The organism is Pigmentiphaga sp. CHJ604, from assembly GCF_036972535.1.
In the GTDB taxonomy this organism is placed as follows: domain Bacteria; phylum Pseudomonadota; class Gammaproteobacteria; order Burkholderiales; family Burkholderiaceae_B; genus Pigmentiphaga; species Pigmentiphaga daeguensis.
In genome coordinates this window covers 3,643,775-3,667,002 of record NZ_CP136998.1, presented here as the reverse complement: position 1 = coordinate 3,667,002, position 23,228 = coordinate 3,643,775, and the positions used below count along the sequence as shown (strand labels likewise).

The 23,228-nt window shown below is 68.7% G+C and carries 21 protein-coding genes; 11 read left to right on the top strand and 10 right to left on the bottom strand.

What is annotated here, in order from left to right:
* Nucleotides 1–44: 44 nt before the first annotated feature.
* Together R4823_RS17695 and R4823_RS17690 are read left to right on the top strand one after the other, a co-directional pair.
* Nucleotides 45–959 (top strand): LysR family transcriptional regulator, encoded by a 915-nt coding sequence (locus R4823_RS17695; protein WP_279817313.1) that lies wholly within the window; start codon nucleotides 45–47, stop codon nucleotides 957–959.
* A complete protein-coding gene (locus R4823_RS17690; protein ID WP_338615624.1) occupies nucleotides 956–1,981 on the top strand; it encodes a tripartite tricarboxylate transporter substrate binding protein in 1,026 nt (341 codons plus the stop codon). The genes R4823_RS17695 and R4823_RS17690 overlap by 4 nt, the downstream gene beginning before the upstream one ends.
* 9 nt (nucleotides 1,982–1,990) lie before the next feature.
* Here the strand turns inward: R4823_RS17690 and R4823_RS17685 are convergent, their stop codons facing one another.
* Nucleotides 1,991–3,397 carry an MFS transporter gene (locus R4823_RS17685; RefSeq protein ID WP_338615623.1) on the bottom strand — a complete coding sequence of 469 codons (1,407 nt, stop codon included), beginning with the start codon at nucleotides 3,395–3,397 and terminating at the stop codon, nucleotides 1,991–1,993.
* A gap of 131 nt (nucleotides 3,398–3,528) precedes the next feature.
* Here R4823_RS17685 and R4823_RS17680 point away from each other — a divergent pair, with 131 nt between their 5' ends.
* Nucleotides 3,529–4,398: a LysR substrate-binding domain-containing protein gene (locus R4823_RS17680; RefSeq protein ID WP_132980091.1), complete on the top strand. Its 870-nt coding sequence runs from the start codon at nucleotides 3,529–3,531 to the stop codon at nucleotides 4,396–4,398.
* 2 nt (nucleotides 4,399–4,400) lie between these two features.
* Here R4823_RS17680 and R4823_RS17675 read toward each other — a convergent pair whose 3' ends face one another.
* The gene (locus R4823_RS17675) at nucleotides 4,401–4,913 is read right to left on the bottom strand and encodes a hypothetical protein (protein ID WP_087841343.1); all 513 of its coding nucleotides are present in this window, start codon (nucleotides 4,911–4,913) and stop codon (nucleotides 4,401–4,403) included.
* Nucleotides 4,914–4,947: 34 nt separating this feature from the next.
* Here R4823_RS17675 and R4823_RS17670 point away from each other — a divergent pair, with 34 nt between their 5' ends.
* From R4823_RS17670 to pnp, 3 genes are all read left to right on the top strand, one after another.
* A complete protein-coding gene (locus R4823_RS17670; RefSeq protein WP_087841342.1) occupies nucleotides 4,948–6,243 on the top strand; it encodes a branched-chain amino acid ABC transporter substrate-binding protein in 1,296 nt (431 codons plus the stop codon).
* A gap of 150 nt (nucleotides 6,244–6,393) precedes the next feature.
* A complete protein-coding gene (gene rpsO / locus R4823_RS17665; RefSeq protein ID WP_087841341.1) occupies nucleotides 6,394–6,663 on the top strand; it encodes a 30S ribosomal protein S15 in 270 nt (89 codons plus the stop codon).
* A gap of 207 nt (nucleotides 6,664–6,870) precedes the next feature.
* Nucleotides 6,871–8,970, top strand: coding sequence for a polyribonucleotide nucleotidyltransferase (gene pnp, locus R4823_RS17660; RefSeq protein ID WP_087841340.1), 2,100 nt, complete (start codon nucleotides 6,871–6,873; stop codon nucleotides 8,968–8,970).
* A 654-nt stretch (nucleotides 8,971–9,624) separates the two neighbouring features.
* Here the strand turns inward: pnp and R4823_RS17655 are convergent.
* From R4823_RS17655 to R4823_RS17645, 3 genes are all read right to left on the bottom strand, one after another.
* The gene (locus R4823_RS17655; protein ID WP_087841339.1) at nucleotides 9,625–9,996 is read right to left on the bottom strand and encodes a helix-turn-helix domain-containing protein; all 372 of its coding nucleotides are present in this window, start codon (nucleotides 9,994–9,996) and stop codon (nucleotides 9,625–9,627) included.
* 3 nt (nucleotides 9,997–9,999) lie between these two features.
* Entirely contained in the window at nucleotides 10,000–10,302 is a 303-nt protein-coding gene (locus tag R4823_RS17650; protein WP_087841338.1) for a type II toxin-antitoxin system HigB family toxin, read from the bottom strand.
* A 163-nt stretch (nucleotides 10,303–10,465) separates the two neighbouring features.
* Entirely contained in the window at nucleotides 10,466–11,371 is a 906-nt protein-coding gene (locus R4823_RS17645; RefSeq protein ID WP_087841337.1) for a LysR family transcriptional regulator, read from the bottom strand.
* Between the two features lie 111 nt (nucleotides 11,372–11,482).
* On the opposite strand from R4823_RS17645, the gene R4823_RS17640 reads away from it, so the two are divergent.
* The 4 genes from R4823_RS17640 to R4823_RS17625 all read left to right on the top strand — a co-directional run bounded on the left by R4823_RS17640 (nucleotide 11,483) and on the right by R4823_RS17625 (nucleotide 15,494).
* Nucleotides 11,483–11,911 (top strand): hypothetical protein, encoded by a 429-nt coding sequence (locus R4823_RS17640; RefSeq protein WP_087841336.1) that lies wholly within the window; start codon nucleotides 11,483–11,485, stop codon nucleotides 11,909–11,911.
* Between the two features lie 70 nt (nucleotides 11,912–11,981).
* Nucleotides 11,982–13,511, top strand: a complete 1,530-nt coding sequence (locus R4823_RS17635) for an ABC transporter ATP-binding protein (RefSeq protein WP_338615621.1) — start codon at nucleotides 11,982–11,984, stop codon at nucleotides 13,509–13,511.
* On the top strand, nucleotides 13,498–14,571 hold the full coding sequence (locus tag R4823_RS17630) for an ABC transporter permease (RefSeq protein WP_087841334.1): 1,074 nt from the start codon (nucleotides 13,498–13,500) through the stop codon (nucleotides 14,569–14,571). Before R4823_RS17635 ends, R4823_RS17630 begins: the two co-directional genes overlap by 14 nt.
* Before the next feature lie 5 nt (nucleotides 14,572–14,576).
* A complete protein-coding gene (locus R4823_RS17625; RefSeq protein ID WP_087841333.1) occupies nucleotides 14,577–15,494 on the top strand; it encodes an ABC transporter permease in 918 nt (305 codons plus the stop codon).
* Nucleotides 15,495–15,512: 18 nt separating this feature from the next.
* Here R4823_RS17625 and R4823_RS17620 read toward each other — a convergent pair whose 3' ends face one another.
* From R4823_RS17620 to R4823_RS17600, 5 genes are all read right to left on the bottom strand, one after another.
* Nucleotides 15,513–17,954: a penicillin acylase family protein gene (locus tag R4823_RS17620; RefSeq protein ID WP_338615619.1), complete on the bottom strand. Its 2,442-nt coding sequence runs from the start codon at nucleotides 17,952–17,954 to the stop codon at nucleotides 15,513–15,515.
* A 179-nt stretch (nucleotides 17,955–18,133) separates the two neighbouring features.
* Nucleotides 18,134–18,838: a 2OG-Fe(II) oxygenase gene (locus R4823_RS17615; protein ID WP_087841332.1), complete on the bottom strand. Its 705-nt coding sequence runs from the start codon at nucleotides 18,836–18,838 to the stop codon at nucleotides 18,134–18,136.
* Nucleotides 18,839–18,879: 41 nt separating this feature from the next.
* Nucleotides 18,880–19,602 (bottom strand): 2OG-Fe(II) oxygenase, encoded by a 723-nt coding sequence (locus tag R4823_RS17610; RefSeq protein ID WP_087841331.1) that lies wholly within the window; start codon nucleotides 19,600–19,602, stop codon nucleotides 18,880–18,882.
* Nucleotides 19,599–20,180 (bottom strand): methylated-DNA--[protein]-cysteine S-methyltransferase, encoded by a 582-nt coding sequence (locus R4823_RS17605; RefSeq protein WP_087841330.1) that lies wholly within the window; start codon nucleotides 20,178–20,180, stop codon nucleotides 19,599–19,601. The genes R4823_RS17610 and R4823_RS17605 overlap by 4 nt, the downstream gene beginning before the upstream one ends.
* A 161-nt stretch (nucleotides 20,181–20,341) precedes the next feature.
* Nucleotides 20,342–21,778, bottom strand: coding sequence for a catalase (locus R4823_RS17600; RefSeq protein WP_338615618.1), 1,437 nt, complete (start codon nucleotides 21,776–21,778; stop codon nucleotides 20,342–20,344).
* A 187-nt stretch (nucleotides 21,779–21,965) separates the two neighbouring features.
* On the opposite strand from R4823_RS17600, the gene R4823_RS17595 reads away from it, so the two are divergent.
* Nucleotides 21,966–23,138: a BMP family ABC transporter substrate-binding protein gene (locus R4823_RS17595; RefSeq protein ID WP_279817295.1), complete on the top strand. Its 1,173-nt coding sequence runs from the start codon at nucleotides 21,966–21,968 to the stop codon at nucleotides 23,136–23,138.
* The last annotated feature ends 90 nt before the right edge of the window (nucleotides 23,139–23,228 follow it).

The following is a 23,228-nucleotide window of genomic DNA, read 5'->3' as shown; positions in this document are numbered from 1 at the left end:
GTACGTCAAATACAATAAAAGCGGAGACTCGATATATAAAAAATATGGACCTGCGCCATCTGCGTTACTTCGTCACCGTCGCCGAAACCGGGCACATGACGCGCGCCGCCGAGCGGCTCGGCATCCAGCAACCCCCGCTCAGCCAGCAGATCAAGGCGCTGGAGCGGGAACTGGGCGTCGAACTGCTGCGCCGTCATCCGCGGGGCGTGGCCTTGACCGACGCCGGCCGGCACTTCCTGCGCGAGGCCGAGAGCCTGCTGGAAGGCTACGCGCAGATGCGCCAGCGGATGGCGCGGGTGGCCAACGGCCAGGAAGGGCTGCTGGCGGTGGGCTTCACCAGCTCGGCCGCGGCGCACGCCTTCACGCCCGAGGCCCTGCGCCTGTACCGGCGGGACTATCCGGGCGTGGAGCTGGACATCCACGAGGACAACGCCGCGGGGCTGACCGCGGCCATCGCCGCCGGACGGCTGCATTGCGGCTTGCTGCGCGTGCCGGTGTCGCGGCCTGACGGGCTGGTGTTCGAAACCCTGCTGACCGAGCCCGCGGTGGCCGCCGTGCCATGCGACCATCCCCTCGCGCGGGGCAGGCAGGCCAGCCGGCCTCGCGCGATCTCGCTGGCCGAGCTGTGCCAGGAGAAGATCATCCTGGTGCGCCAGCCGGGCGCGCCTGGCCTGTACGCCAACCTGCTCGCGCTGTGCGAAAGCCAGGGGTTGCGGCCACGCATCGCCGCCGAGGTCGACCGCATGATGACCAATCTGAACCTGGTGGCGGCGGGCGCGGGCGTGTCGGTCGTGCCCAAGTCCATCAGCGGCGCGCATGCGCACGCCGTGACCTATCTGCCGCTGGCGCGGGCCGAACGGCTGGATGCGCCGCTGACGCTGGTGTCCCGCGACGGCGAGGACAACCTGCCGGCCCGGCATTTCGCCGCGCTGGCGCGGCGGCTGGCGGCGGGGCGATGACGGCCGCGCGCTTCCGGGCGTCGCGCCGCCGCGTCCTGCAGGCCGTGGCCGCGCTGCCCCTGGCTGGCGTGGGGCAGCGTGCCGCTTCGGCGGACGGGGACGGACGGGCCTGGCCGACGCGCGCCATACGGATGGTGGTCGTCTATCCGCCCGGGGGCGTGAGCGACACCATCGCCCGCATCCTGGCCGAGGCGTTGTCGCGCGACCTGGGCGTGCCGGCCTGGGTCGAGAACAAGGGCGGGGCGGGCGGAGGCGTGGGAATGGAGGCCGTGGCGCGCGCGGCGCCCGACGGCCATACGCTGGCCTTCTCCGCCTTGACGCCGCTCACGCTCAATCCGCTGCTGAGCCGCCCGTCGGCCGACCATGATCCCCTGCGGGACATCGCCCCCGTGGCCGCCGTCATGCGCACGCCGGTACTGGTGGCCGGCACGCCGGCCTTCACCGGCCGCGGTTTCGCCGATCTGGTGGACGAGGCGCGCCGCAGGCCGGGGGCGATCCGCTGGGCCAGTTCGGGCATCGCCACGACGGGGCACATGGTGATGGCGCAGGTGGCCGCGGCGAGCGGCGCGCGCATCACCCACATTCCCTATCACGGCGGCGGTCCGCAATTGAACGATGCCTTGAGCGGGCGTTTCGAGGTGCTGTCGACCAACGTCGCGGCGCTGCAATTGGACTATGTGCGGACGGGGCGGCTGAAGGCGCTGGCGGTGGGCGCGCCCGCCAGGCTGGGCGCGCTGCCGGAGGTGCCGACGCTGTCGGAGCTGAGCTATCCCCAGGCCAACCTGATGTCGCTGTTCGGGCTGTTCGTGCCCGCGGCCACGCCCAGGCCCGTGCAGGAACGCATCAACGCCGCGGTCAACCGCGTGCTGGTGGGCGGACCGCTGGCCGGGCGGCTGGAGCGGGCCTACAACCTGCCGGCCGCGGGTGGCATCGATGATTTTCGCGCGGCGGTGCGGGACGACTACGAGGCGAATCGCCGGCTGGTCGCGGCGGGCGCGCTGCGCGGCGACCGGACGCCCTGACCGGCGGCTTCAGCGCGCGAGTTGGCGCCGCGCCGCGTTTCCTGCGCGCAGAATGCACAACCAGGCCGCGCCATAGGCTGTGGCCACCACGGCCAGGCCTGCAGGCAGGCTGTCCGACCAGTCGGGCAGCCCGTGCAGCAGGCTACCCATGACGGCGACCCCCAGCAGCGTGCCGATCTGCCGGTTCGCGTTCAGGATGGCCGCGGCGCTGTTGGCATGCTCCTTCCCGCCGGACTGCATCACCGTGGCGGTCATGGCCGGAATGGCGATGGCGGCGCCCAGGTTGCCGCATACCAGCAGCGCCATCATCAGCCAGTAGGGCAGCGCCAGGCCGTCGAACGCGGCCGCCGCGGTGACCAGCGCGGCGAGGCCGGTGCCGGCCAGCATCGGGAAGCGCGTGCCGCGCTGGCTGGAAAGCCGGCCAGACAGCAGGTTGCCCACGACCAGGATGAGCATCAGCGGCATCAACTGGAAACCGGTGTCGAGCGGCCCGGCGCCCCGTGCGCGCTGCAGGTAGAGGCTGAGCAGGAACAACTGGCCGTACACCGCGAAGCTGGCCAGGGCGCCCAGGGCGTTGGCCGGCAGGAAGCGCGGCTCGGCCAGGAGCTGCCGGGGTACCAGCGGCGATGCGGCCCGTCGTTCCAGCCAGGCCAGCACGGCGCCGGCCGCGAGGGCCAGGACTGCCGCCAGCAGGATGGAGGGCGCGGTCCAGCCCCGCTCCGGACCCTGGATGAGCGCATAGCACAGGGCCGCCAGCCCCGTGATGCCCAACGCATGGCTGGCGGGGTTCAGGGCGCGTGGCCGGCGGGGGGCGGGGCGGACCAGCTTCAGGGTAAGCAGCGCGCCGGCGATGCCGATGGGGACGTTGATCAGGAAGACGCTGCGCCAGCCGAAATGCGCGATCAGCAGGCCGCCCACCAGCGGTCCCGCCGCCACCGACAAGGTGACGATGGCCGACCACAGCGCCACCATCCGAGCCCGGACGCGTTCGTCGGCATAGGTGTGGACCAGCAGGCTGAGCGAGCTGGGAACGAACAGGGAAGCACCCACGCCCTGTGCCAGGCGGGCGCCGGCCAGCGCCATGCCGTCCTGGGCCAGGCCGCACGCCACGGAGGCCAGCGTGAAGATGGCCAGTCCCGCCAGATACACGGCGCGCGCGCCCAGGCGGTCGGCCAGCGCGCCGCCGACCAGCAGCATGGCGGCGAAGGCCAGCGTATAGCCGTCGACCACCCATACCAGGCCCGACAGGGAGACCTCCAGGCTGCGGGCGATGTCGCTCAGCGCCACGTTGACGACGGTGACGTCGAGCATGGCCATGATGAAGCCCACCGCCAGCGCGGCCAGCGGCATGGGATCGGCCGATGCCTGCCGCGCGGGGGCCGGGGAGAGGGGAATATCGGGGCAGGGGTAGCGCACGGTCGTCGTCCGGAAAACGGTAGAAGGCGTTATCCTAGGCGCCGGAGTGATGCAGAAAAAGTGGTGAAAATGCAGTTCGATGATGCAAAAATGCATTCCGCCGAAGGGCCTTCGGCCAGCGTGGGACGGCCATGAACTGGGACGATGCCCGGGTCTTCCTGGCCATCCGGCGCGCCGGCACGCTGCGGGGGGCCGCGGCGCTGCTGGAGGTGGACCAGGCCACGGCCGGCCGCCGGCTGGCCGCCCTGGAGGCCGCGCTGGGCGCGCGCCTGTTCCTGCGCACGCCCAACGGCTACGTGCCCACGCCGGCCGGAGAACTGGCCGGCACCGCCGCCGAACGGATGGAGCAGGCGGCCGATCAATTGCAGCGGCAGATGCAGGGCCTGGACGACAAGCTGTGCGGCGTGGTGCGCGTGGCCACCTCCGACACCATGGCGAGCTTCTATGTGATCCCGGCGCTGCGGGCGCTGCGCGAGGCCCACCCGGACATCAGGGTGGTGCTGGGCACGTCCACCCAGCTCACCAACCTGACCCGCCGCGAGGCCGACATCGCCGTGCGCACGGTCAAGCCCACGAGTCCGGACCTGATCGCGCGGCGGCTGGCGCGCAGGCAGATAGGCGTCTATGCCTCGCGCGACTACCTGCGCCGTCGCGGAGAGCCCGCGGTGGACGCGGCGCTCAAGGGCCACGACGTGATCCGGTACGATCGTCCGCTCGGGCCGCTGGATGGCGGCAGGCTGGGCGGGGTGTCGATCGGCAATGCCCGGGTGGCGCTGGAAGTGAATTCAGGGATGATGATGCTGGAGGCGGTCAGGGCGGGTCTGGGACTGGGCGAGCTGGCCGTGTCGACGGCGCAGGGCGATCCGGAGCTCGTGCGCATCTGGCCCGAGCGGACCGAGCGCCTGGATGTCTGGCTGGTGCTGCACGCCGACCTGAACCGCACGGCCCGCGTGCGGGCCGTGGCCGATGCCATCATCGCCGCATTCAAGGGCGAAGACTGAGGCTACATACCCAGCTGGAAGCGGGGCTCCATCAGCGGGTCGGGTCCCGGGTGGTAGCGCGTGACCACGCCCTGGTCATTGACGTAGACGTACATCAGCGAATTCCACACGCCGTCCTCGCGGAAGCGGTAGCCCCAGACGATCTGCTCGCCCTTCAGGCCGACGCGGGTGATCTCGGCCGGGGGGCCGAACTCGAACAGCAGCCGCTCGGTATCCCAGTGTCCGGAGTCCAGCATGCGGAAGCGTTCGCTGGTCAAGGCCTGGGTGGTGCCGATGACCTTGCCGTCGGGACCGACGTCGGTGATCCAGGCGTACTGCCCCATGGGCTGGCTGGAATAGATCAGGCGCTGGCCGCCGCCCGGCAGGGGGCGTTCGAGCGTGGGCCGGCCCAGGCGGGCCGTGACGGCCGAGCCGGATTCGCCCGGCTGGATGCCGGCCGGGCTGGCACAGGCCGCAAGCAGCGCCGCCATGCCCAGCAGGCAGGCGCCACGGCGCAGGAGGAGGGCGATGCTCATACAATTCACCTTGTTCTTGGATTGACGACCGGAGATGACCGTGTTTCTGTCACGCAGGCGTGGCTATGGTTCGCTGATTGTAGGACTTGCGCTGGCTTGCGCAGGTTCCATGCCGGCCCGGGCCCAGGGAGAGGCGGCCGCGCCGGTTCGCATCGCCGTGATCGAGGCCATGTCCGGGCCCTTCGCCAATACCGGCGAGGCCATCATGCGCAACCTGCGCTTCGCGGTCGAGCGCATCAACGCCCGGGGCGGCGTGAAGCTGGCCGACGGCGCGCACCGGCTCGAGCTCGTTCCCTTCGACAGCAAGAACCAGATGGACGAAGCCTTGCTGCTGCTGCGCGGCGCGGCCGACCAGTCCATACGCATCGTCATGCAAGGCAACAGCTCGGCCGTGGCGGCGGGCCTGATCGAGGGCGTCAATCGCCACAACCAGCGCAATCCCGGCCAGCGCATGGTGTTCCTGAACTACTCGGCCGTCGATCCCGCGCTGACCAACGAGAAGTGCAGCCCGTGGCACTTCCGCTTCGATGCCAGTTCCGACATGCGGATGGCGGCCCTGACCGAGGTCATGCGGCGCGACCGCGAGGTGCGCAAGGTCTACCTGATCAACCAGGACTACAGCTTCGGCCAGGAAGTGTCGCGCAGCGCCCGGGCGATGCTGGCCGAGAAGCGGCCCGACGTCGAGGTCGTGGCCGACGAGTTCCATGCCATCGGCAAGGTCAAGGATTTCTCGCCCTATGCGGCCAAGATCCTGTCCAGCGGCGCCGATACCGTCATCACCGGCAATTGGGGCAACGACCTGACGCTGCTGGTGAAGGCCGCCCGCGAAGCGGGATTCAAAGGCAGCTTCTACACCTTCTACGGCAATGCGCTGGGCGCGCCGGCCGCGCTGGGGGACGCCGGCGTGGGCAAGGTGCGCGCGGTGGCCGAATGGCATTACAACGCCGGCGAGCCCGGCATGGACCGCGCCTACGACGACTACCGGCGCATGTTCCCGCGGCCGGCCGACGACTACCTGAACGCCCGGATGCTGCACATGACCGACATGCTCGCGGCGGCGCTGGAGCGGGCCGGGAAGGTGGACGCCGCGGCCATCGCGCGCCAGCTGTCGGGCATGCGATGGACTTCCGAGGGGGCGGACCTGTGGATGCGGCCCGACGACCACCAGGCCATCAAGCCCCTGTATGTGTTCACCATGCAGAAGGCGGGCATCGGCCCGGTCAGGCGCGACGTGGAAGGCAGCGGCTATGGCTTCGAGACCACGCTGAAGGTTTCCGCGGCCGACCTGACGCTGCCTACGCGTTGCAAAATGGCAAAGCTCCCCGAATAAGGCTATACTTCCTGGCTAACTTTCAGTTTTTGCCTATTTTCAGGCGGCGCTGATCGTTAACCTTCCGGCCGCGACCAGATATGTCGTGGCCGGGTCGTCAACTTTCACGGCAGGGCGCCTCGGCCTTGCCGCCAGTCCGAGAGGAAAAAAATGTCCGTCGCCGACATCAACAAGGCCAATATCGTCTCCGAATTCCAACGCGCCCAGGGTGATACCGGATCCCCCGAAGTGCAGGTCGCTCTCCTGACCGCCCGGATCAACGAATTGACCAGCCATTTCAAAGAGCACACCAAAGACCACCATTCCCGTCGCGGGCTGCTGCGCATGGTCAGCCGTCGCCGCAAGCTGCTCGACTACCTGAAGGGCCGCAACGCCGACGCGTACCGCGCCCTGATCGAGAAGCTCGGTCTGCGTAAGTGAATTTCCAGGGGATCGGGAACCCGGCGGGCGCTGCCCTCGCAGCGCCGCTCCGCGTTTCCGGTGGTTGCCGGTTTCGTCGCTTCCTGTTCGGGCGCGACGCAGCCGGCACTCTAGCAACCCCCTCCTGAAATATGAGAGTGCCTGTGTCAGGGACCGCCTGTCACAGGCATTTTCGTTTCAGAAGGGCAATCGCAAAGGATGCCTGTCATGTTCAATAAAGTCACAAAAACCTTCCAATATGGCCAGCATACCGTCACGCTCGAAACCGGCGAGGTTGCTCGCCAGGCTTCGGGCGCGGTAATGGTGTCCATCGAGGACACCGTCGTGCTGGCAACCGTGGTCGGGGCCAAGAAAGCCAAGCCCGGCCAGGATTTCTTCCCGCTCACCGTCGACTACATCGAGAAGACCTACGCCGCCGGGCGCATCCCGGGCGGGTTCTTCAAGCGCGAGGGCAAGCCCTCCGAGAAGGAAACGCTGACCTCGCGTCTGATCGATCGGCCGCTGCGTCCGCTGTTCCCCGAGGGCTTCTACAACGACGTGCACGTGGTCATCCACACGCTGTCGGTCAATCCCGAGATCGATCCCGACATCGCCGCGATGATCGGTTCGTCGGCCGCCCTGGCCATCTCCGGCATCCCGTTCAACGGCCCGATCGGCGCCGCGCGCGTGGGCTGGATCGATGACCAGTACGTGCTCAACCCCACCGCCTCGCAGCTCAAGACCTCCAAGCTGGACCTGGTGGTGGCCGGTACCGATGCCGCCGTGCTCATGGTCGAATCCGAAGCCCAGCAACTGTCCGAAGAGGTCATGCTGGGTGGCGTGGTCTACGGCCACGAGCAGATGCAGACCGTCATCAATGCGATCAACGACCTGGTGCGCGAAGCCGGCAAGCCCGAATGGGACTGGAAGCCCGCCGCCAAGAACGAGGAACTGATCGCCTCGGTGCGCGCCGTGGCCGAGGAAGGCCTGAAGGCCGCCTACCAGATCCGCTCCAAGCAGGAGCGCACCACCAAGCTGCGCGAAGTCTATGCCGACGTGCACGCCAAGCTGGCCGCCCAGGCCGAGGCCTCGGGTACCGCGGTCGACGGCGTCGAAGTGGACAACATCCTGTTCGACTTCGAAGCGCAGATCGTGCGCGGCCAGATCCTGAACGGCGAGCCCCGCATCGACGGCCGCGATACCCGCACGGTGCGTCCGATCAGCATCCGCCTGGGCGTGCTGCCCCGCGCGCACGGCAGCGCGCTGTTCACCCGCGGCGAAACCCAGGCCCTGGTGATTGCCACGCTGGGCACCAAGCAGGACGAGCAGATCATCGACGCGCTGATGGGCGAGTATCGCGATCGCTTCATGCTCCACTACAACATGCCTCCGTTCGCCACCGGCGAAACCGGCCGCATCGGCACGCCCAAGCGCCGCGAAGTCGGCCACGGCCGCCTGGCCAAGCGCGCCCTGGTGTCGCTGCTGCCCGCGCCGCAGGACTTCCAGTACACCATCCGCGTGGTGTCGGAAATCACCGAGTCGAACGGTTCGTCGTCGATGGCGTCCGTGTGTGGCGGCTCGCTGGCCATGATGGACGCCGGCGTGCCGATCAAGGATCACGTGGCCGGCGTGGCCATGGGCCTGATCAAGGACGGCGGCAAGTTCGCCGTGCTGACCGACATCCTGGGCGACGAAGACCACCTGGGCGACATGGACTTCAAGGTGGCCGGTACCGTCAATGGCGTGACCGCGCTGCAGATGGACATCAAGATCCAGGGCATCACCAAGGAAATCATGCAGGTGGCGCTGGCCCAGGCCCGCGAAGGCCGCCTGCACATCCTGGAAAAGATGCGCGAGGCCCTGGAAGGTTCGCGCGGCGAGCTGTCGGCGTTCGCGCCGCGCATGCTGTCCATGAAGATCAACCCCGAGAAGATCCGCGACGTGATCGGCAAGGGCGGCGCCACCATCCGTGCGCTGACCGAGGAAACCGGCACGCAGATCGACATCTCGGACGACGGCACCATCGTCATCTCCAGCGCCGACCTGGACCGCGCCAAGGAAGCACAGCGTCGCATCGCCGACCTGACCGCCGACGTGGAAGTGGGCCAGATCTACGAGGGCGCCGTGCTGCGCCTGCTGGATTTCGGTGCCATCGTCCAGGTGCTGCCGGGCCGCGACGGCCTGCTGCACATCTCGGAAATCGCCAACCATCGCATCGCCAACATCAACGATGTGCTGAAGGTCGGCCAGCAGGTCCGCGTCAAGGTCATCGAGGCCGATGACAAGGGCCGCCTGCGTCTGTCGATGAAGGCGATTGCGGCTGAATAGGCGGTCCCCCCCTACGCCCTTCGGGCGCCCAGCATGGCGAGCCCCCAGCCGCTACGCGGCAGCCCCCCGAGGGGGCGGGGACCCGCCTTGGGGCGGCCCAGCGGCGGGTCCCCCGGGCGGCACTGGCGGACCGGCGGAGCCGGATCCGCTGTGCCCTGGGTCGGGGGGAGGGGTGTAGTGCTGACGGCGTCCTGTGGGGCGCCGTTTTTTATTTTGTGGGATGTTTCCATCCTATGAGGAGACGACACATGACGACGAGCAAGCCTGGCCGCTTGGCCAGTGAACTTCTGGAAATGGCCGACTCCCAGCACCGCTTGGGGATCATGGACAAGGCGACGCATCAGAAAATCACTGCCGCCACCTGGGAGCGGATGCGCTGCCTACCTCGGAGCCTATTACCGCGGCTCAAGTGCGGGAAGTGCGCGAGAAGGCTCACCTCAGTCAAGCCGCGCTTGCCCGGTATCTCAATATGACGCCGGGCTATGTCTCGCAGCTCGAGCGCGGCGCGACGCATGCGAAAGGCCCTGCGCTGGCACTGTTGAACGTTATCCGGCGCAAGGGAATCGAGGCGCTTCTCTAAGTGTGAGGATCCGGAGCGAGCGGTGGGATCGTGTTGCGATTTTCTTCGCAGGCCACCGTGGTCCTACCGGGAGATCAGGAGTTCGACGGGGGTTTGACCAGGCTTTCGGCGGGGATGCCTAGCCCTTTGTGCAGATTCCAGATCATTTGCAGTGTCAGGCTGCGCTTGCGGTTCAGGATTTCGTAGACGCGGTTGCGGCGGCCGATCATGGGCTCGAGGTCTTTGGCGGTCAGGCCGGCTTGCTCCATGCGGAATTTGATCGCTTCGACGGGGTCGGGCAGGTCGATGGGAAAGTGTCTGGCTTCGTAGGCTTGTACCAGCGTAGCCAGGATGTCCAGGCGATCGCCATCCGGCGTTCCGGGTTCAGGATCGCTTTCCATGAGGCGTGAGATGTCTTTCAGGGCCATCTTGTAGTCCGCTTCGCTACGGATGGGGCGAATCTCCATGTCTTACTCCATTTCTATGGTCTCGGCATCGATCGCGTCATATTCCCAGTGTGTCCCCACGAACTTCACATAGACGATGCGCAAGCGGTAGGCGACCGCGACGATCAATCGATAGTCATTGCCTTTGATGTTGAAAACCACGCGACGATTCTTGAGGATGCTGGCGCTGCGGTAATGAGCCTTGATATCCGAAGGTTGCGTCCATGTGGCTTGGCTTGCTTCATCCACCCAAGCCTTGAGGGGTTGCTCTGCGTCCGGATGGGTTTTCCAGAACTGGCGCAATGTGCTGACGGCAATGACCCGCATGAGTTAAGATTAGTCCCAAATTGGGACTTTCGCAAGTGGTTGTTCGAAGCACCGCCGGGAGCTTTAGCTATCTCTCGTGGAGGCGGGCCGTTGCACCGAGGAATGTATCAACATCCTCGCGATATGGCCGAGTGCACTCGGACACGAATATCGCAGCGGTACCCTAAGGCAGCAGCGGCACGCCGGCATCGCCGGCCAGGTGGCTCAGCAGGTCCCGGACCGGGGCCGACAGGCCGGCCCAGTCGCGCAGGCACAGGCACAGGCGGCGGTGGGCCCAGGCGTCCGCCAGCGCGATGCGCTGGTAGGGATGGCGGCGGCGATGGCTCTGGGCGATGCTGTCGGGAATGACGGCCACGCCTACGCCGTGCGAGACCATTTCGCACAGCCCGCCGAAGGTGTTCATCCTGATCCGCAGGGCCAGTGCGTGGCCGGCGCGCCGCGCATGTTCGTCGATGTGGTCCTGCAGCGCGCTGCCGGGGGCCAGTCCCACGAAGGGCTCGCGCACGATCTCGGCGAACGGGACCACGCGCCGCTGCGCCAGGGGGTGGCCGCGGGCGGTGATCAGGACGAGGTGGTCGGTGGCGACGGGGTGCAGTTGCAGCCCGGCGGCATCGACCTGGTCCGAAGTGATGCCGGCTTCGACCAGTCCGGCGGAGACCGCCTTGACGATTTCCTTGCTGGTGCGCTCGCGGATGTCGACGTTCAGGTGCGGGCGGGCGGCCATCCACGGGGCCAGCTTGCGCGGCAGGAAGGCCGTCAGGGCCGCGGTGTTGGCGTGGATGCGGATGGTCCCGCGGGCGCCGGAGGCGAAGTCCAGCAGCTCGCCCTGCATCAGTTCCCGCTGGCGCAGGATCAGCCGGGCATGATGGGCCAGCGCCTCGCCGGCCTCGGTGGCGACCACGCCGCGATGGCGGCGCTCCAGCAGCCGCACGCCGGCATCGGCCTCGATGTTGCGCAGGCGTTCGCTGGCCGAGGCCAGCGCCAGGTTCGCGCGCGTGGCGCCCTGCGTGATGCTGCCGGCGTCGACGATGGCGAGGAACAGGCGCAGGTCCGCGAGATCGAGGCGCATGGAAATGCTCCGTGGTGGAGTGCCTTCGGGACAGCCGAAGGCACGAGGCATAGAACCGCATTGTGCCAAAGCGCGCCGACAGGCCCAATAGGCATGTCAAAGGAGACGGCCGTGAAGCGCTCGCACATTATTTCCCGTTGGGTTCGTATCTCGGCGCCGTGGCTGTTTGCCGCGGCGGTCGTGGCTCCCGCTGCGTCGGCGGCACCGCCGCTTTCGGAAATCGCGACCTCCGAGCAGTTCTATCAGATGGCGCTGGAGGCTCGCTCGGAAGGGGACTACGGCACGATGCTGGCGCGGTTGCGGCAGGCCGCGACGCGGGGCGACCTGGAGGCCCAGGAGATGCTGGCCTCGGTCCTGCTGGCCGGTCCGGCCCTGTACGGACCGAAGGTGAAGGCCGATCCGTGCGAGGCGATGCACTGGGCCCACCTGGCCCTGGAGCGGGGCAGCGCGACGGGGCGGCATCAATGGATGGTGCTGAACGGTTTGCGCGACGTGCCCCGCATACGGAAAGACTGCCGGCCTCCGCCCGTGTATCGATGAAGCCCCGAGGCGGGCGGCGCGAAAAGGGGCGGTCTACAATGAGCGCCTCCTGTCCACCCGCTTCGTTCTCATGGCCGTTCCTCGACTCGAACTGCGCGGGATCACCAAACGGTATCCCGGCGTTCTCGCGAACGACGAGGTCTCGCTGGCCATCGCGCCGGGCGAGATCCACGCCGTGCTGGGCGAGAACGGGGCGGGCAAGTCGACCCTGATGAAGATCGCGTACGGCGCGCTGGCGCCGGATGCGGGACAGATCCTGTGGGACGGCCGTCCGGTGGCGCCACGCGCGCCGGACGATGCGCGCGCGTTGGGCGTGGGCATGGTGTTCCAGCACTTCGTGCTGTTCGACACGTTGACGGTGGCGCAGAACGTGCTGCTGGGGTTGCCGGCCGCACTGGCGCGCGAGCTGTCCCGGGGTGCCTCGGCGAGCGCCTGGCTGGCGCCGCTGATCGAACGCTATCGCCTGGACCTGGATCCCGATGCCCATGTGGGCGACCTGTCGGTGGGCGAACACCAGCGCGTCGAGCTGCTGCGCGCCCTGGCCGCGCGGCCGCGCCTGCTGATCCTGGACGAGCCGACCTCGGTGCTGTCGCCCGAGGCCAGGACCGCCTTGTTCGCCACCTTGCGGCAACTGGCGGCCGAGGGGTGCAGCGTGGCCTACATCAGCCACAAGCTGGCGGAGATCCGCGAGTTGTGCGATCGCTGCACGGTGCTGCGGGCGGGTCGTGCGGTGGCCGTGGTCGATCCGCGCGCAATGGCGCAGGACGAACTGGCCACCCTGATGCTGGGAAGCGCGGTGGACGAGGTCCGGAGCGCTTCGCCGCGGCCGGCGGGCGATCCGGTCTTGCGCGTGAAGCATCTGTCGATGCCCGCGCCGCCCGGCCAGCGCGTGGGCTTGCACGAGGTCTCGTTCGAGCTGCGGGCCGGCGAGATACTGGGCGTGGCGGGTGTGTCCGGCAACGGCCAGTCGCTGCTGCTGTCGGTGTTGTCGGGCGAGGAGATCCACGTGCCGCACGATGCCGTGCATCTGCTGGGACATCCCATCGGCCGGCTTCGGCCGGCCGCGCGGCGCGGGCTGGGATTGCGCGCGATTCCCGAGGAACGCCTGGGACGCGGATGCGTGCCCGAGATGGGGCTGGACGAGAACATGCTGCTGACCATGGCATCCGGTCAAGCGTCATCCGGAGGCTGGATACGGCGGCGCGGGCTGGCCGAGGCCGCCTCCCGCGTCATCGCGCGCCACGGCGTGCGGGCGGCATCGCCGCGCGCACCGGCACGCAGCCTGTCCGGCGGCAATCTGCAGAAATTCATGGTGGGCCGCGAGCTCGACGGTGCGCCGCGCGTGCTGCTGGCGGCGCAGCCGACCTGGGGGGTGGACGTCGGCGCCGCCGCGCGCATCCACCAGGCGCTGATCGATCTGCGCGACGCCGGCGGCGCGGTCCTGGTCATTTCCGAGGACCTGGACGAGCTGCTCGCGCTGTGCGACAGGCTGGCGGTCATGGCAGGCGGGCGGCTGTCGCCGGCGGTGGCGCGCGCCCAGGTCACGGCCGACATGCTGGGCCGCTGGATGGAAGGGCGGTGGACCCATGATCCAGCTTGAGCCGCGTGCCTCCGCCTCGCGGCTGGCGGCCTGGCTGTCGCCGCTGGCCGCGCTGGCGCTGACCATGCTGGGCGGCGCCGCGCTGTTCGCGACGCTGGGCATCGATGCCTGGCAAGGGTTGCGGCTGTTCCTGGTCGAGCCTTTCAACGGCGTCTACGCGTGGGGCGAACTCGCGGTCAAGGCGGTGCCGCTGGTCCTGTGCGCGGTGGGCCTGTCGCTGTGCTTTCGCGCCAACGTCTGGAACATCGGCGCCGAAGGGCAACTGATCGCCGGCGCCATCGCCGGCGGCGGCGTGGCGCTGCTGGCCGGGCCGGACACGTGGCAGGGCTACGTGGTGCTGGTCATGGCCGCGGGCATGCTGGGGGGCATGCTGTGGGCCGCGCTGACGGCCTGGCTCAAGGACCGGTTCGGCGCCAATGAAATGCTGGTCAGCCTGATGCTGACCTATGTGGCGCAGCTCCTGCTCGGCTATCTGGTGTTCGGACCCTGGCGCGATCCCTACGGCTACAACTTCCCGCAGTCCCGATCGTTCGACGAGGCGGCCGTCCTGCCCGTGCTCTGGGAGGGCACACGCGCCCACGCCGGGCTGTGGCTGGCGCTCGCGGCCACCGGCGCGGCCTGGCTGTTCCTGGCGCGTTCCCATCCGGGCTTCCGCCTGCGCGTGACGGGCGCCGCGCCCGCCGCCGCGCGCTATGCGGGGTATTCGCCGCGCCAGGCCTTGTGGACTTCCATGCTGGCATGCGGCGCGCTGGCCGGGCTGGCCGGCATAGGCGAAGTCGCGGGGCCGATGCAGCGGCTCACGACTTCGGTGTCGCCGGGCTATGGTTTCGCGGCGGTGATCGCGGCCTTCCTGGGGCGCCTGCATCCGGCCGGCGCGCTGCTGGCCGGCCTGGTCATGGCGGCGTTCTACATAGGCGGGGAGCTGGCGCAGTCGCGCCTCGGCCTGCCGGCTTCCATCGTCGGCGTGTTCCAGGGGCTGGCGCTGGCGTTGCTGCTGCTGGGCGATACGCTGGTGCGCTATCGCATCCGCCGGCGCCGCCCGGCGGCCGTGGCAAGGTGAGCGGCATGGAAAGCCTGCTGCAACTCCTGGCCGCGACGCTGAACGCCGGCACGCCGCTGGCGCTGGCGGCGCTGGGGCTGGCCATCCACGAGCGCGCCGGCGTGATCAATCTCGGAGCCGAGGGCATGATGCTGCTGGCCGCCGCCGCCGGTTTCGCCGTGGCCTTCCACACCGGGAGCCCGGTATGGGGGCTGGCGGCGGGGGCGGGAGCAGGGGCTGCGCTGGCCGCCGTGTTCGCGCTGCTGGTGGTCGTCTTCAACGCCAGCCAGTACGGCAGCGGCCTGGCGGTGATGCTGCTGGGGTCGGGGCTATCGGCCTTCGCCGGCGTGTCCTACGCCGGCCGTTCGCTCGGGCAGGGCCAGGCAGGCCTACCGTGGCTGCGCGGCATTCCCGGCCTGGGAAGCACCGTGTTCGCGCTGCATCCGCTGGTGTACGCGACGATGGCGCTGGCCGGCCTGCTGGCGGTATTCCTGTACCGCACGAGGGCCGGCATGCTGCTGCGGGCGGTGGGGGAGTCGCCGGAGTCGGCGCACGCGCTCGGCTATCCGGTGGGCCGCATACGCGTGCTCGCGATCCTCGCGGGGGGGCTGTGCTGCGGGCTCGCGGGTGCGTATCTGTCGGTGGTCTATACGCAATTGTGGAGCGAGGGCATGGTGGCCGGCCGGGGCTGGATGGCCCTGGCGTTGATCGCCTTCGGCATGTGGCATCCCGTGCGCATCCTGCTGGGCGCGTATCTGTTCGGCGGGCTGACCATGTTGCAGTTCCAGCTGCAAGGCATGGGCGTTCAGGTGCCCTCGCAGTTCCTGGCGATGCTGCCCTACGTCTGCACCGTCGCGGTGCTGGCCTTGCGCGGCGGCAACCCCGGCTGGATGCGCCGGAACATGCCGCGCGCGCTGGGCAGGCCCTTCCTGCCCGAACGCTAGGCCGCGCTACGCCTTGCGTCAGTGGCCGGATCCCGCCGGGAGCAGCGTCAGTCGATGGACGTCGGGGCCGGGCAGGAAGGGCGTGGCCTTGCCATCCGTCCATGCCGAGTGGCCGGCCAGGAAAAAGGGCGACAGCGGATGGCCCGAGGCGCCGCCCGGCATTTCCATCAGTCCGTGTTCCTCATGTCCCGGCGACACCACGAAACGCTCGGACGCGCCGAACGACGGGCCCTGGATGCGCGGCATGTGGATGTCGCCCGGCATGGGGCGGGCAGGCGCCGACAGCCAGGGCCTGACGGCCGCCGGCAGCACCCGGGCCAGGGGATGCTCCATGGCGAGGCGGTTGCGGTCGCCCCAGCGGATCTCGTCCAGGGGGCGGCCGTCGGCGCTGACCGAGGCGATGGCCGTGTCGATGCGTTCGAGCATGAAGGCGTGCCAATCCGCGGCATAGGCCGGTTTCCAGGCACGGACACGCATCAGGCTTTCCATGGTGGCCAGCACGCGCGACGAGGCGCGGCGCATCGACAGTCCACCGTCGATGGCGGCCAGTCGCTCGTCCAACGCGCCGAACCACGCGTCGTACAACGCGTCGTGGTAGGCGCGCAGCAGCGCGTAGCCGGCACTGCCGGTGTCGGCGCGTCCGCTCCAGGATTGCACGATGCGCCGGAAGGCGGCCCGCCGCGGATGGCTGGCGACGGCGGCGTCGTCCAGCTCGGCCAGGGCCTGCTCGCGCAGGAATGCGATCCACGAGGCCCGGTCGTCCAGCTGGATGGCGAGCAGGTCGCGCTCGCTGAAGCGTTCGCCGGCGAACAGCGCATCGCGTATCTGAGTTCCGCGGGCACCGACATCGGCGCCGCCGTCCCCGATCCTGCGTTGCGTGGCTTCGTTCGCGAGTTGCGTGCTGTTGGCCGTCCAGAGCCGCCCGTAGGCCGGGGCGACGATCGCGGGATAGTCCGCCGGAGCGAGGCGGGCGAGTGCTGCCGCGGCATGGTCCGCCTCGACCGGAAAGCCCAGCGGATCGAGCGTGGCGGTGGGCAAGGGACCGGCCAGCGTCCAGCCTATGTCGCCGCGGCGATCCGCCACCACCAGATTCTGCGTGGGAATCCCGGCCGTCTGCGCGACGTGCATCGCCTGTTCGACGTCGCGCGCCTCTTCCATGTCGGCCAGCCCCACGTTGGCGGCATCCGGCAGGTAGGCGATCCAGCGTATCGCGTAGACCTTGCCGTTGGCCTGCCGCAGCGGACCCCATGGGGTCTCGCGCACGGGCAGCATGACGGGCCCGGCCCCTTTCACGTCGATGCGCTCCATCGTTTCCGGCGCGGTTTCCCACGTGCCGGCCGGGCCCCGGTAGCGCGACGGATCGGCCGCATCGGGCTCCAGCCGCACCAGGTCGATGAAATGGCCGTAGCTGTTGGTGAAACCCCAGGCGACGTCGCCGTTGCTGCCCGCCACCACGATGGGGGCGCCGGGCAGGCTGACGCCGCTGATACGCCGTGGGCCCGAGGCCGAGGGAAACTCCAGCGTCAGCCGATACCAGACGTTGGGCAGGCGCAGGCCCAGGTGCATGTCGTTGGCCACCAGCGCGCGGCCGCCGGCGCCATGGCGCGCGTCCACGGCCCAGCCGTTGCTGCCCAGCGCCGACGAAGTGGTACCGGCATCCACCATCAGTTCGGCGGGAATCGCACCGCGCGTGCGTGGCGCGCGGGGCGCGTCGATCCAGTCGGGATGCGCATCCACCAGCGCGGTGTCCGGCGCGGCCGGCTGCGCGGGGAAAGGGGGGCGGTCCAGCGGCGCGTCCCAGTGGCTGCGCGTGGGCAGCAGCGCCGCGAGCAGCGGAGCGGGCAGGAGGTCGCGCAGCGCCTCGCGCGAGCGCACCCGCAGCAGTTCGCCGCCTTGCAGGTCCAGGTACATCGCATAGATGGCCAGCAGCGTGTCCACGGGCCGCCAGGGTTGTGGCGGCGCGCCCAGCAAAAAGTATTCGAACGGCCGTGCGCCCAGCGCGGCCAGGCCGGCATTGACGCCATCCGCGTAGCGTTCCAGCAAGGCGCGGTGGGCGGGCGGGAGCGCGGCGTAGGCCCGCTCCGCGCGGGCGCGGAAACGGTGCACGCGCACGCGCCGGTCCAGCGGCACGGCGGCCTCGCCCACCAGCGCGGCCAGTTCGCCGGCGGCCGAGCGCCGTACCAGGTCCATCTGGAAATAGCGGTCCTGCGCATGGGCGAAGCCGGTGGCGTAGGCGGCGTCGGCGCGGTTGGCCGCACGGATGGTGACGCTGCCCTGGGCATCGCGCGCGATCGTGGCGGGCTGGGCCGTGCCGGATGCGCCGAGTTCTCCGTCGACCCGGGGCAGGCTGGCGCGCAGGGTGAGCCAGGCGGCCGCGATGGTGGCGATGCCCAGGACGAGCACCGCCGCCACCGTGAGCAGGGCAAGACGGGCGGGGCGTTGGGGGCTACGGAATTTCATGGTGCGCGGATTGCCGTCCAATGTGTTTGCCGGGCACATTGTGCCCGTTCTGTTTCAAACGCACGACATTCCGGGCTGTCGATGAAAAATTCTTGGTTGTCCGCGGACATGGACAGTGGCGCGTTCATGAACGGGTCTTCTTCCAGGCCGAGGTGGGCCTGTGCCGTTCATCCGCAGCGTCAGGCTGCATCGTGGAACAGCAGTTCCAAGCCGATGCGTTCGCCCTTGCGGACACGGCTGATGGCGTGTTTGAGGTTGACCCGGTAATAGCCCTGGCTTCCCTTGACGGGGCGTTCCGCCGTGGCTATGACGGCCACGTCTCCAAGCTTGAGCGGCAACACCGCCGGCCGCGACTGCATGCGCGGGCGTTGCTCGGTCATCACGAATTCGCCTCCCTGGAAATCGACGCCCGGCTCGGACAGCACGGCGACGATCTGCATGGGGAAGACCTGCTCGCCGTCATTGCGCTGGTGCAGCGATACATGGCCTTCGCCGCCGAGCCGGCTCAGATGGGACTGCGCCCGCGTCTGGCCTGCCTCCCGGTTGCGCCGCAAGAAGTCCCCCAGTTCCGCCGGATAGCGAAGAGCGACGCCCAGGGTTTCGTTCCAGCGATTGGCGATGGCGACAAGGCGGCGATAAAGCGCCGTGCGCCACAGTTCCAGAGGTGCCGGCATACCGGCGTCGAAGTAGAACAACTCACCGCGCCCAAGATCACCGGCTTCCAAAGCCACTCGGCGGGCGCCTGCCGCCGTGGCCTGTTGGGCCAGATCGCGCGCCACGTCCACACCCAACAGACCGGGCAGCACGACATAGCCCTCGGCATCGAGCTGCAGGCCGATGTCCGTCCAGTTCAGGCGATCGAGGGGCGCGTCAAGCGAGGTCATGAGAACTCCTCCCATCCTTTAAGGTTCGAGCGTTTCCATGGTCACTTCGCGTCGTGGAAGATCAGGCCCACGGTATGGCGGTGACCGCTTCGGATGCGACTGACGCCATGCCGCATGGCCACCTTGCGGGTGCCGCGCCGACCCATTGCCGGTCGCTGGTTGACGGTGAACACCACCGCGTCGCCTTTGCGCAGCGCGACGACATCCGCGCGGTGGCCCTTGTTCGACAGCTCCGTCATGATGAACTCGCCGCCGGTGAAGTCCCTGCCGGGTTCCGACAGCAGGATGGCAACCTGCAAAGGAAAGACGTGATCGCCGTAGAGATCCCGGTGCAGGCAGTTGTAGTCGCCCTCGCCGTACTGGAGGATCAGCGGCGTCGGCCGGGTCTGGCCGGCCTCATGGCACCGGCGCAGATAGGCGTCCAGGTCATGAGGGTACTGCGCGCCGATCTGCAGCTGTCGATTCCAACGATTGGCGATCGGCGCCAGGCGGGGATACAGCGCGTGGCGCAACTGGTCGAGCAGCGGTGGCAAGGGGTAGGCGAAGTATTTGTACTCGCCTCGCCCGAAGCCGTGGCGAGCCATGACGATCCGCGCGCGATAGCCTTCTTCTCGCGCATAGAGTGCTGCGAGGTCATCGCATTGCCCCGCCGTCAGCAGGTTGGGCAGCACGGCATGTCCCTGTGCATCGAGCGACTGTTCGATGCCCGGCCAGTCGTACGTCTCGGGCGCCATGGCAAGTCCCTGGCTTGCCACGGCGTTCATGCCGCGAACCCTGCAGCCACCTTGCCGGCTTCCTTGGCCAGCAGCGTGCGCTTGCGCTCGACGCCCCAGCGATAGCCGGAGATCGAGCCATCCCTGCGCACCACGCGATGACAGGGAATGGCGATGGCCAGGACGTTGGCCGCGCAGGCACCCGCTACGGCACGGACGGCTTCCGGTACGCCGAGATCACGCGCGACGTCGCTGTAGCTGCGGATCTTGCCTGCCGGGATGCCGCACAATACCTGCCAGACCTTCTGCTGGAACGCGGTGCCGCCGATGTCGAGATTGATAACGCCCTGGGACGCGTCTTGGTCGATGAAGCCAATGATTTGTCCCAGCTCGTGTCGCAGAGAAGGCTGATCAGGCTGCAACTCGATATTCGGAAAGGCAGCCGTGAGCTGGTCGCTCAATGCCCGCGCCTCCTCGCCAAGGAAGATGGCGCAGATGCCGCGCCGGCTCCGGGCGACAAGCACTTCGCCCAGCGCTGCTTGACCGACGGCGAAGCGAATAGGGCCTTCCACCTGGCTGCCAGGGGCGCGAAAGTCGTACTTGAACATAGAAACGGAACGGGGCTTCATGGCAATGTTCCTCGGTGGTGACAAGGTGGGATCAGTCTAGGCGTCCATTCCCTTCTTGAAACTCCGCTCTTTGCGGTTGAATTCTTTTTCCCGCCTCGCCATTCAAGAAGTCGCATCTTGCCGTCGATCCCCCTTCGCACCGTGGTGCCGGTGAAGGGCCTCTAGGCGGCCAGTCCCAATCCCTTCGCCACGCCTTCCCCATACCGCGGATCCGCCTTGGCGAAGTGCGCGATCTGGCGTTCCTGGATCTCGCGCGGCACCGTCTTCATCGCGTTGACGATGTTCTCGATCAACAGGGCCAGCTGGCCGGCGCTCATGAGGCGGAACAGGTCGCCGGCCTGCGTGTAGTCGTCATTGCCGGCGCGATGGTCGTAGCGGTCGGCATCGCCCGAGAGCGGCAGCGGCGGTTCGCGGTGCGCCGCATCGTGGCGGGGCGCGTCGGCCACGCTGTTGGGCTCGTAGTTGGCGGCGCCGCCGAAGTTGCCATCGAAGCGCATGGCGCCGTCGCGCTGGTAGGTCCGCACCGGCGCATGGGGCCGGTTGACCGGCAGCGCCTGGTAGTTCGTGCCGACGCGGTACAGGTGCGCGTCATGGTAGGCGAACAGGCGGGCCTGCAGCATCCTGTCGGGGCTGAAGCCCAGTCCACGCACGATCGCCGACGGCGAGAACGCGGCCTGCTCGACCTCGGCGAAATAGTTCTCCGGATTGCGGTTCAGCGTGATGACGCCCACTTCGATGAGCGGGAAGTCCGCGTGGGGCCAGACCTTGGTCAAGTCGAAGGGGTCGTAGGGCGTGGCGCGCGCCTGATCCTCGGTCATGACCTGGATGCAGAAGCGCCACTTGGGGTAGTCGCCCCGCTCGATCGCCTCGAACAGGTCGCGCTGGGCGTAGTCGGGATCCTCGCCGGCAAGCCGGGCGGCGTCGCGCGGATGCAGGTTGCGTATGCCCTGCAGGCTGAGTACGTGGTACTTGACCCAGACGCGCCGGCCCTGGGCATCGAGCATGCTGAACGTGTGGCTGCCGAATCCGTGCATGGCGCGATAGCCGTCGGGCGTGCCGCGGTCGGAGAACAGCGTGGTGACCTGGTGCAGCGATTCGGGCGACAGTGACCAGAAGTCCCACATCGCGGTGGGGTTCTTCATGTTGGTGCGCGGGTCTCGCTTCTGGGTGTGGATGAAGTCGGGGAACTTGATGCCGTCGCGGATGAAGAAGACCGGCGTGTTGTTGCCCACCAGGTCCCAGTTGCCTTCGTTGGTGTAGAACTTGATGGCGAAGCCGCGCGGGTCGCGCTCGGTGTCGGCCGAGCCCTTCTCGCCGCCCACGGTGGAGAAGCGGATGAAGACGTCGGTCTTGCGGCCTACTTGCGCGAACAGGTCGGCGCAGGTGTAGCGGGTGATGTCGTTGGTCACCTCGAAGACGCCGTAGGCGCCCGAGCCCTTGGCATGCACCACGCGCTCGGGGATGCGTTCGCGGTTGAAGTGCTGCAGCTTCTCGACCAGGTGGAAATCCTCGATCAGGACGGGGCCGCGCGGGCCGGCGGTCTTCGAGTTCTGGTTGTCGGCGACAGGCGCGCCCGTTGCGGTGGTGAGAGTCGTCATGCCTAGCTCCGAATTGTCGAGGCCCCACGATAGGCCGCCCTGGGTTATTGGTAAATTGAATTGAATAAATCATCGCAATAGGCCGATTCAATGAATGATAAAATGGCGCGTTCGTTCGTGTCCGCCCCGGCGCAGCTTCCCGCCGGCCGGATCTTTTTCCGGGAAGCCGTGTTCGAGGAGAACCAGCGTGAAAAACCTCGTTTCGGTGCCGCTTGCGCACCGTGAACAACCTTGTCCCCACGAAATGGAAACCATGGCCGGCCTTGCCAGCGCGGGGCGCCGCCGCGTCCTGGGCTGGCTGGCGGCGGGCGCGCCCATCGCCGGCGCGGCCCTGGGCATGCCGCGCCTGGCCCGGGCGGCCGATCCGCTGTCCGTGGGGTTCGTGTACATGTCGCCCATCACCGATGCGGGCTGGACGCGCCAGCACGAGGATGGCCGCCTGGCCATGGTCGCCGCGCTGGGGTCGCGGGTGGCCACCCGGGTCGTCGAGAACGTGCCCGAGAACGCCGACGCCGAGCGGGTGATACGCGATCTCGCGCGCCAGGGCTGCAAGCTCGTCTTCACCACGTCCTTCGGCTACATGGACGCGGTGATGCGGGTTGCCCGCGAGTTCCCGGGCGTGGTGTTCGACCAGGCCTCGGGCTACCGCCTCGCGCGCAACCTGGGCGCCTACAACATCCGCTTCTACGAGGGCCGCTATCTGGCCGGACTGGTGGCGGGGGCGATGACGCGCAGCCACGTCCTGGGCTATGTCGCGGCCCTGCCTATCCCGGAGGTGATCCAGGGCATCAACGCCTTCACGCTGGCAGCACGCAGCGTCAACCCCAAGGTCCAGGTGCGGGTGGTCTGGACGCAGAACTGGTTCGATCCCCCGCGCGAGCGCGACGCGGCCCAGGCTGTGCTGCGCCAGGGCGCCGACGTGCTGACCAACCACTCGGGGTCGTCCGCGGTGGCGCAGGCAGCCGAGGCGGCGGGGGCGTGGATGCTGGGCTATACGTCCGACATGAGCCGCTATGCGCCGACGCGCCAGCTCGGCGCCGTCGTGCATCGCTGGGGCGACCATTACATCCAGGCCGCGCGCGAAGTGCTGGACGGCACCTGGACCTCGCGGGCCATCATGGGCGGCCTCAAGGACGGGATGATCGCGCTCGAGGCGCTGTCGCCCAAGGTGCCCCAGGCGGTGCGCGCGTCGGTGGACGAGGCGCGCGGCAAGATCGCGGCGGGCGCGCTCCATCCCTTCGGCGGCCGGCTGGTGGACAACCAGGGCAAGGTGCGCCAGCAATCCGGCGTGCCGAGCCAGAAGGACGTCGACCACATGGACTGGTTCGTCGAGGGCGTGGTGGGCAAGGCAGTGGCCTGACGGCGCTCCGGTAAAGTAGCGGGGCCGCGTGAACCGCGGGCGGCCGGCGTGGTCCTATCGGGGCTGCCCGGCACGCCACGCGTAGCGCGG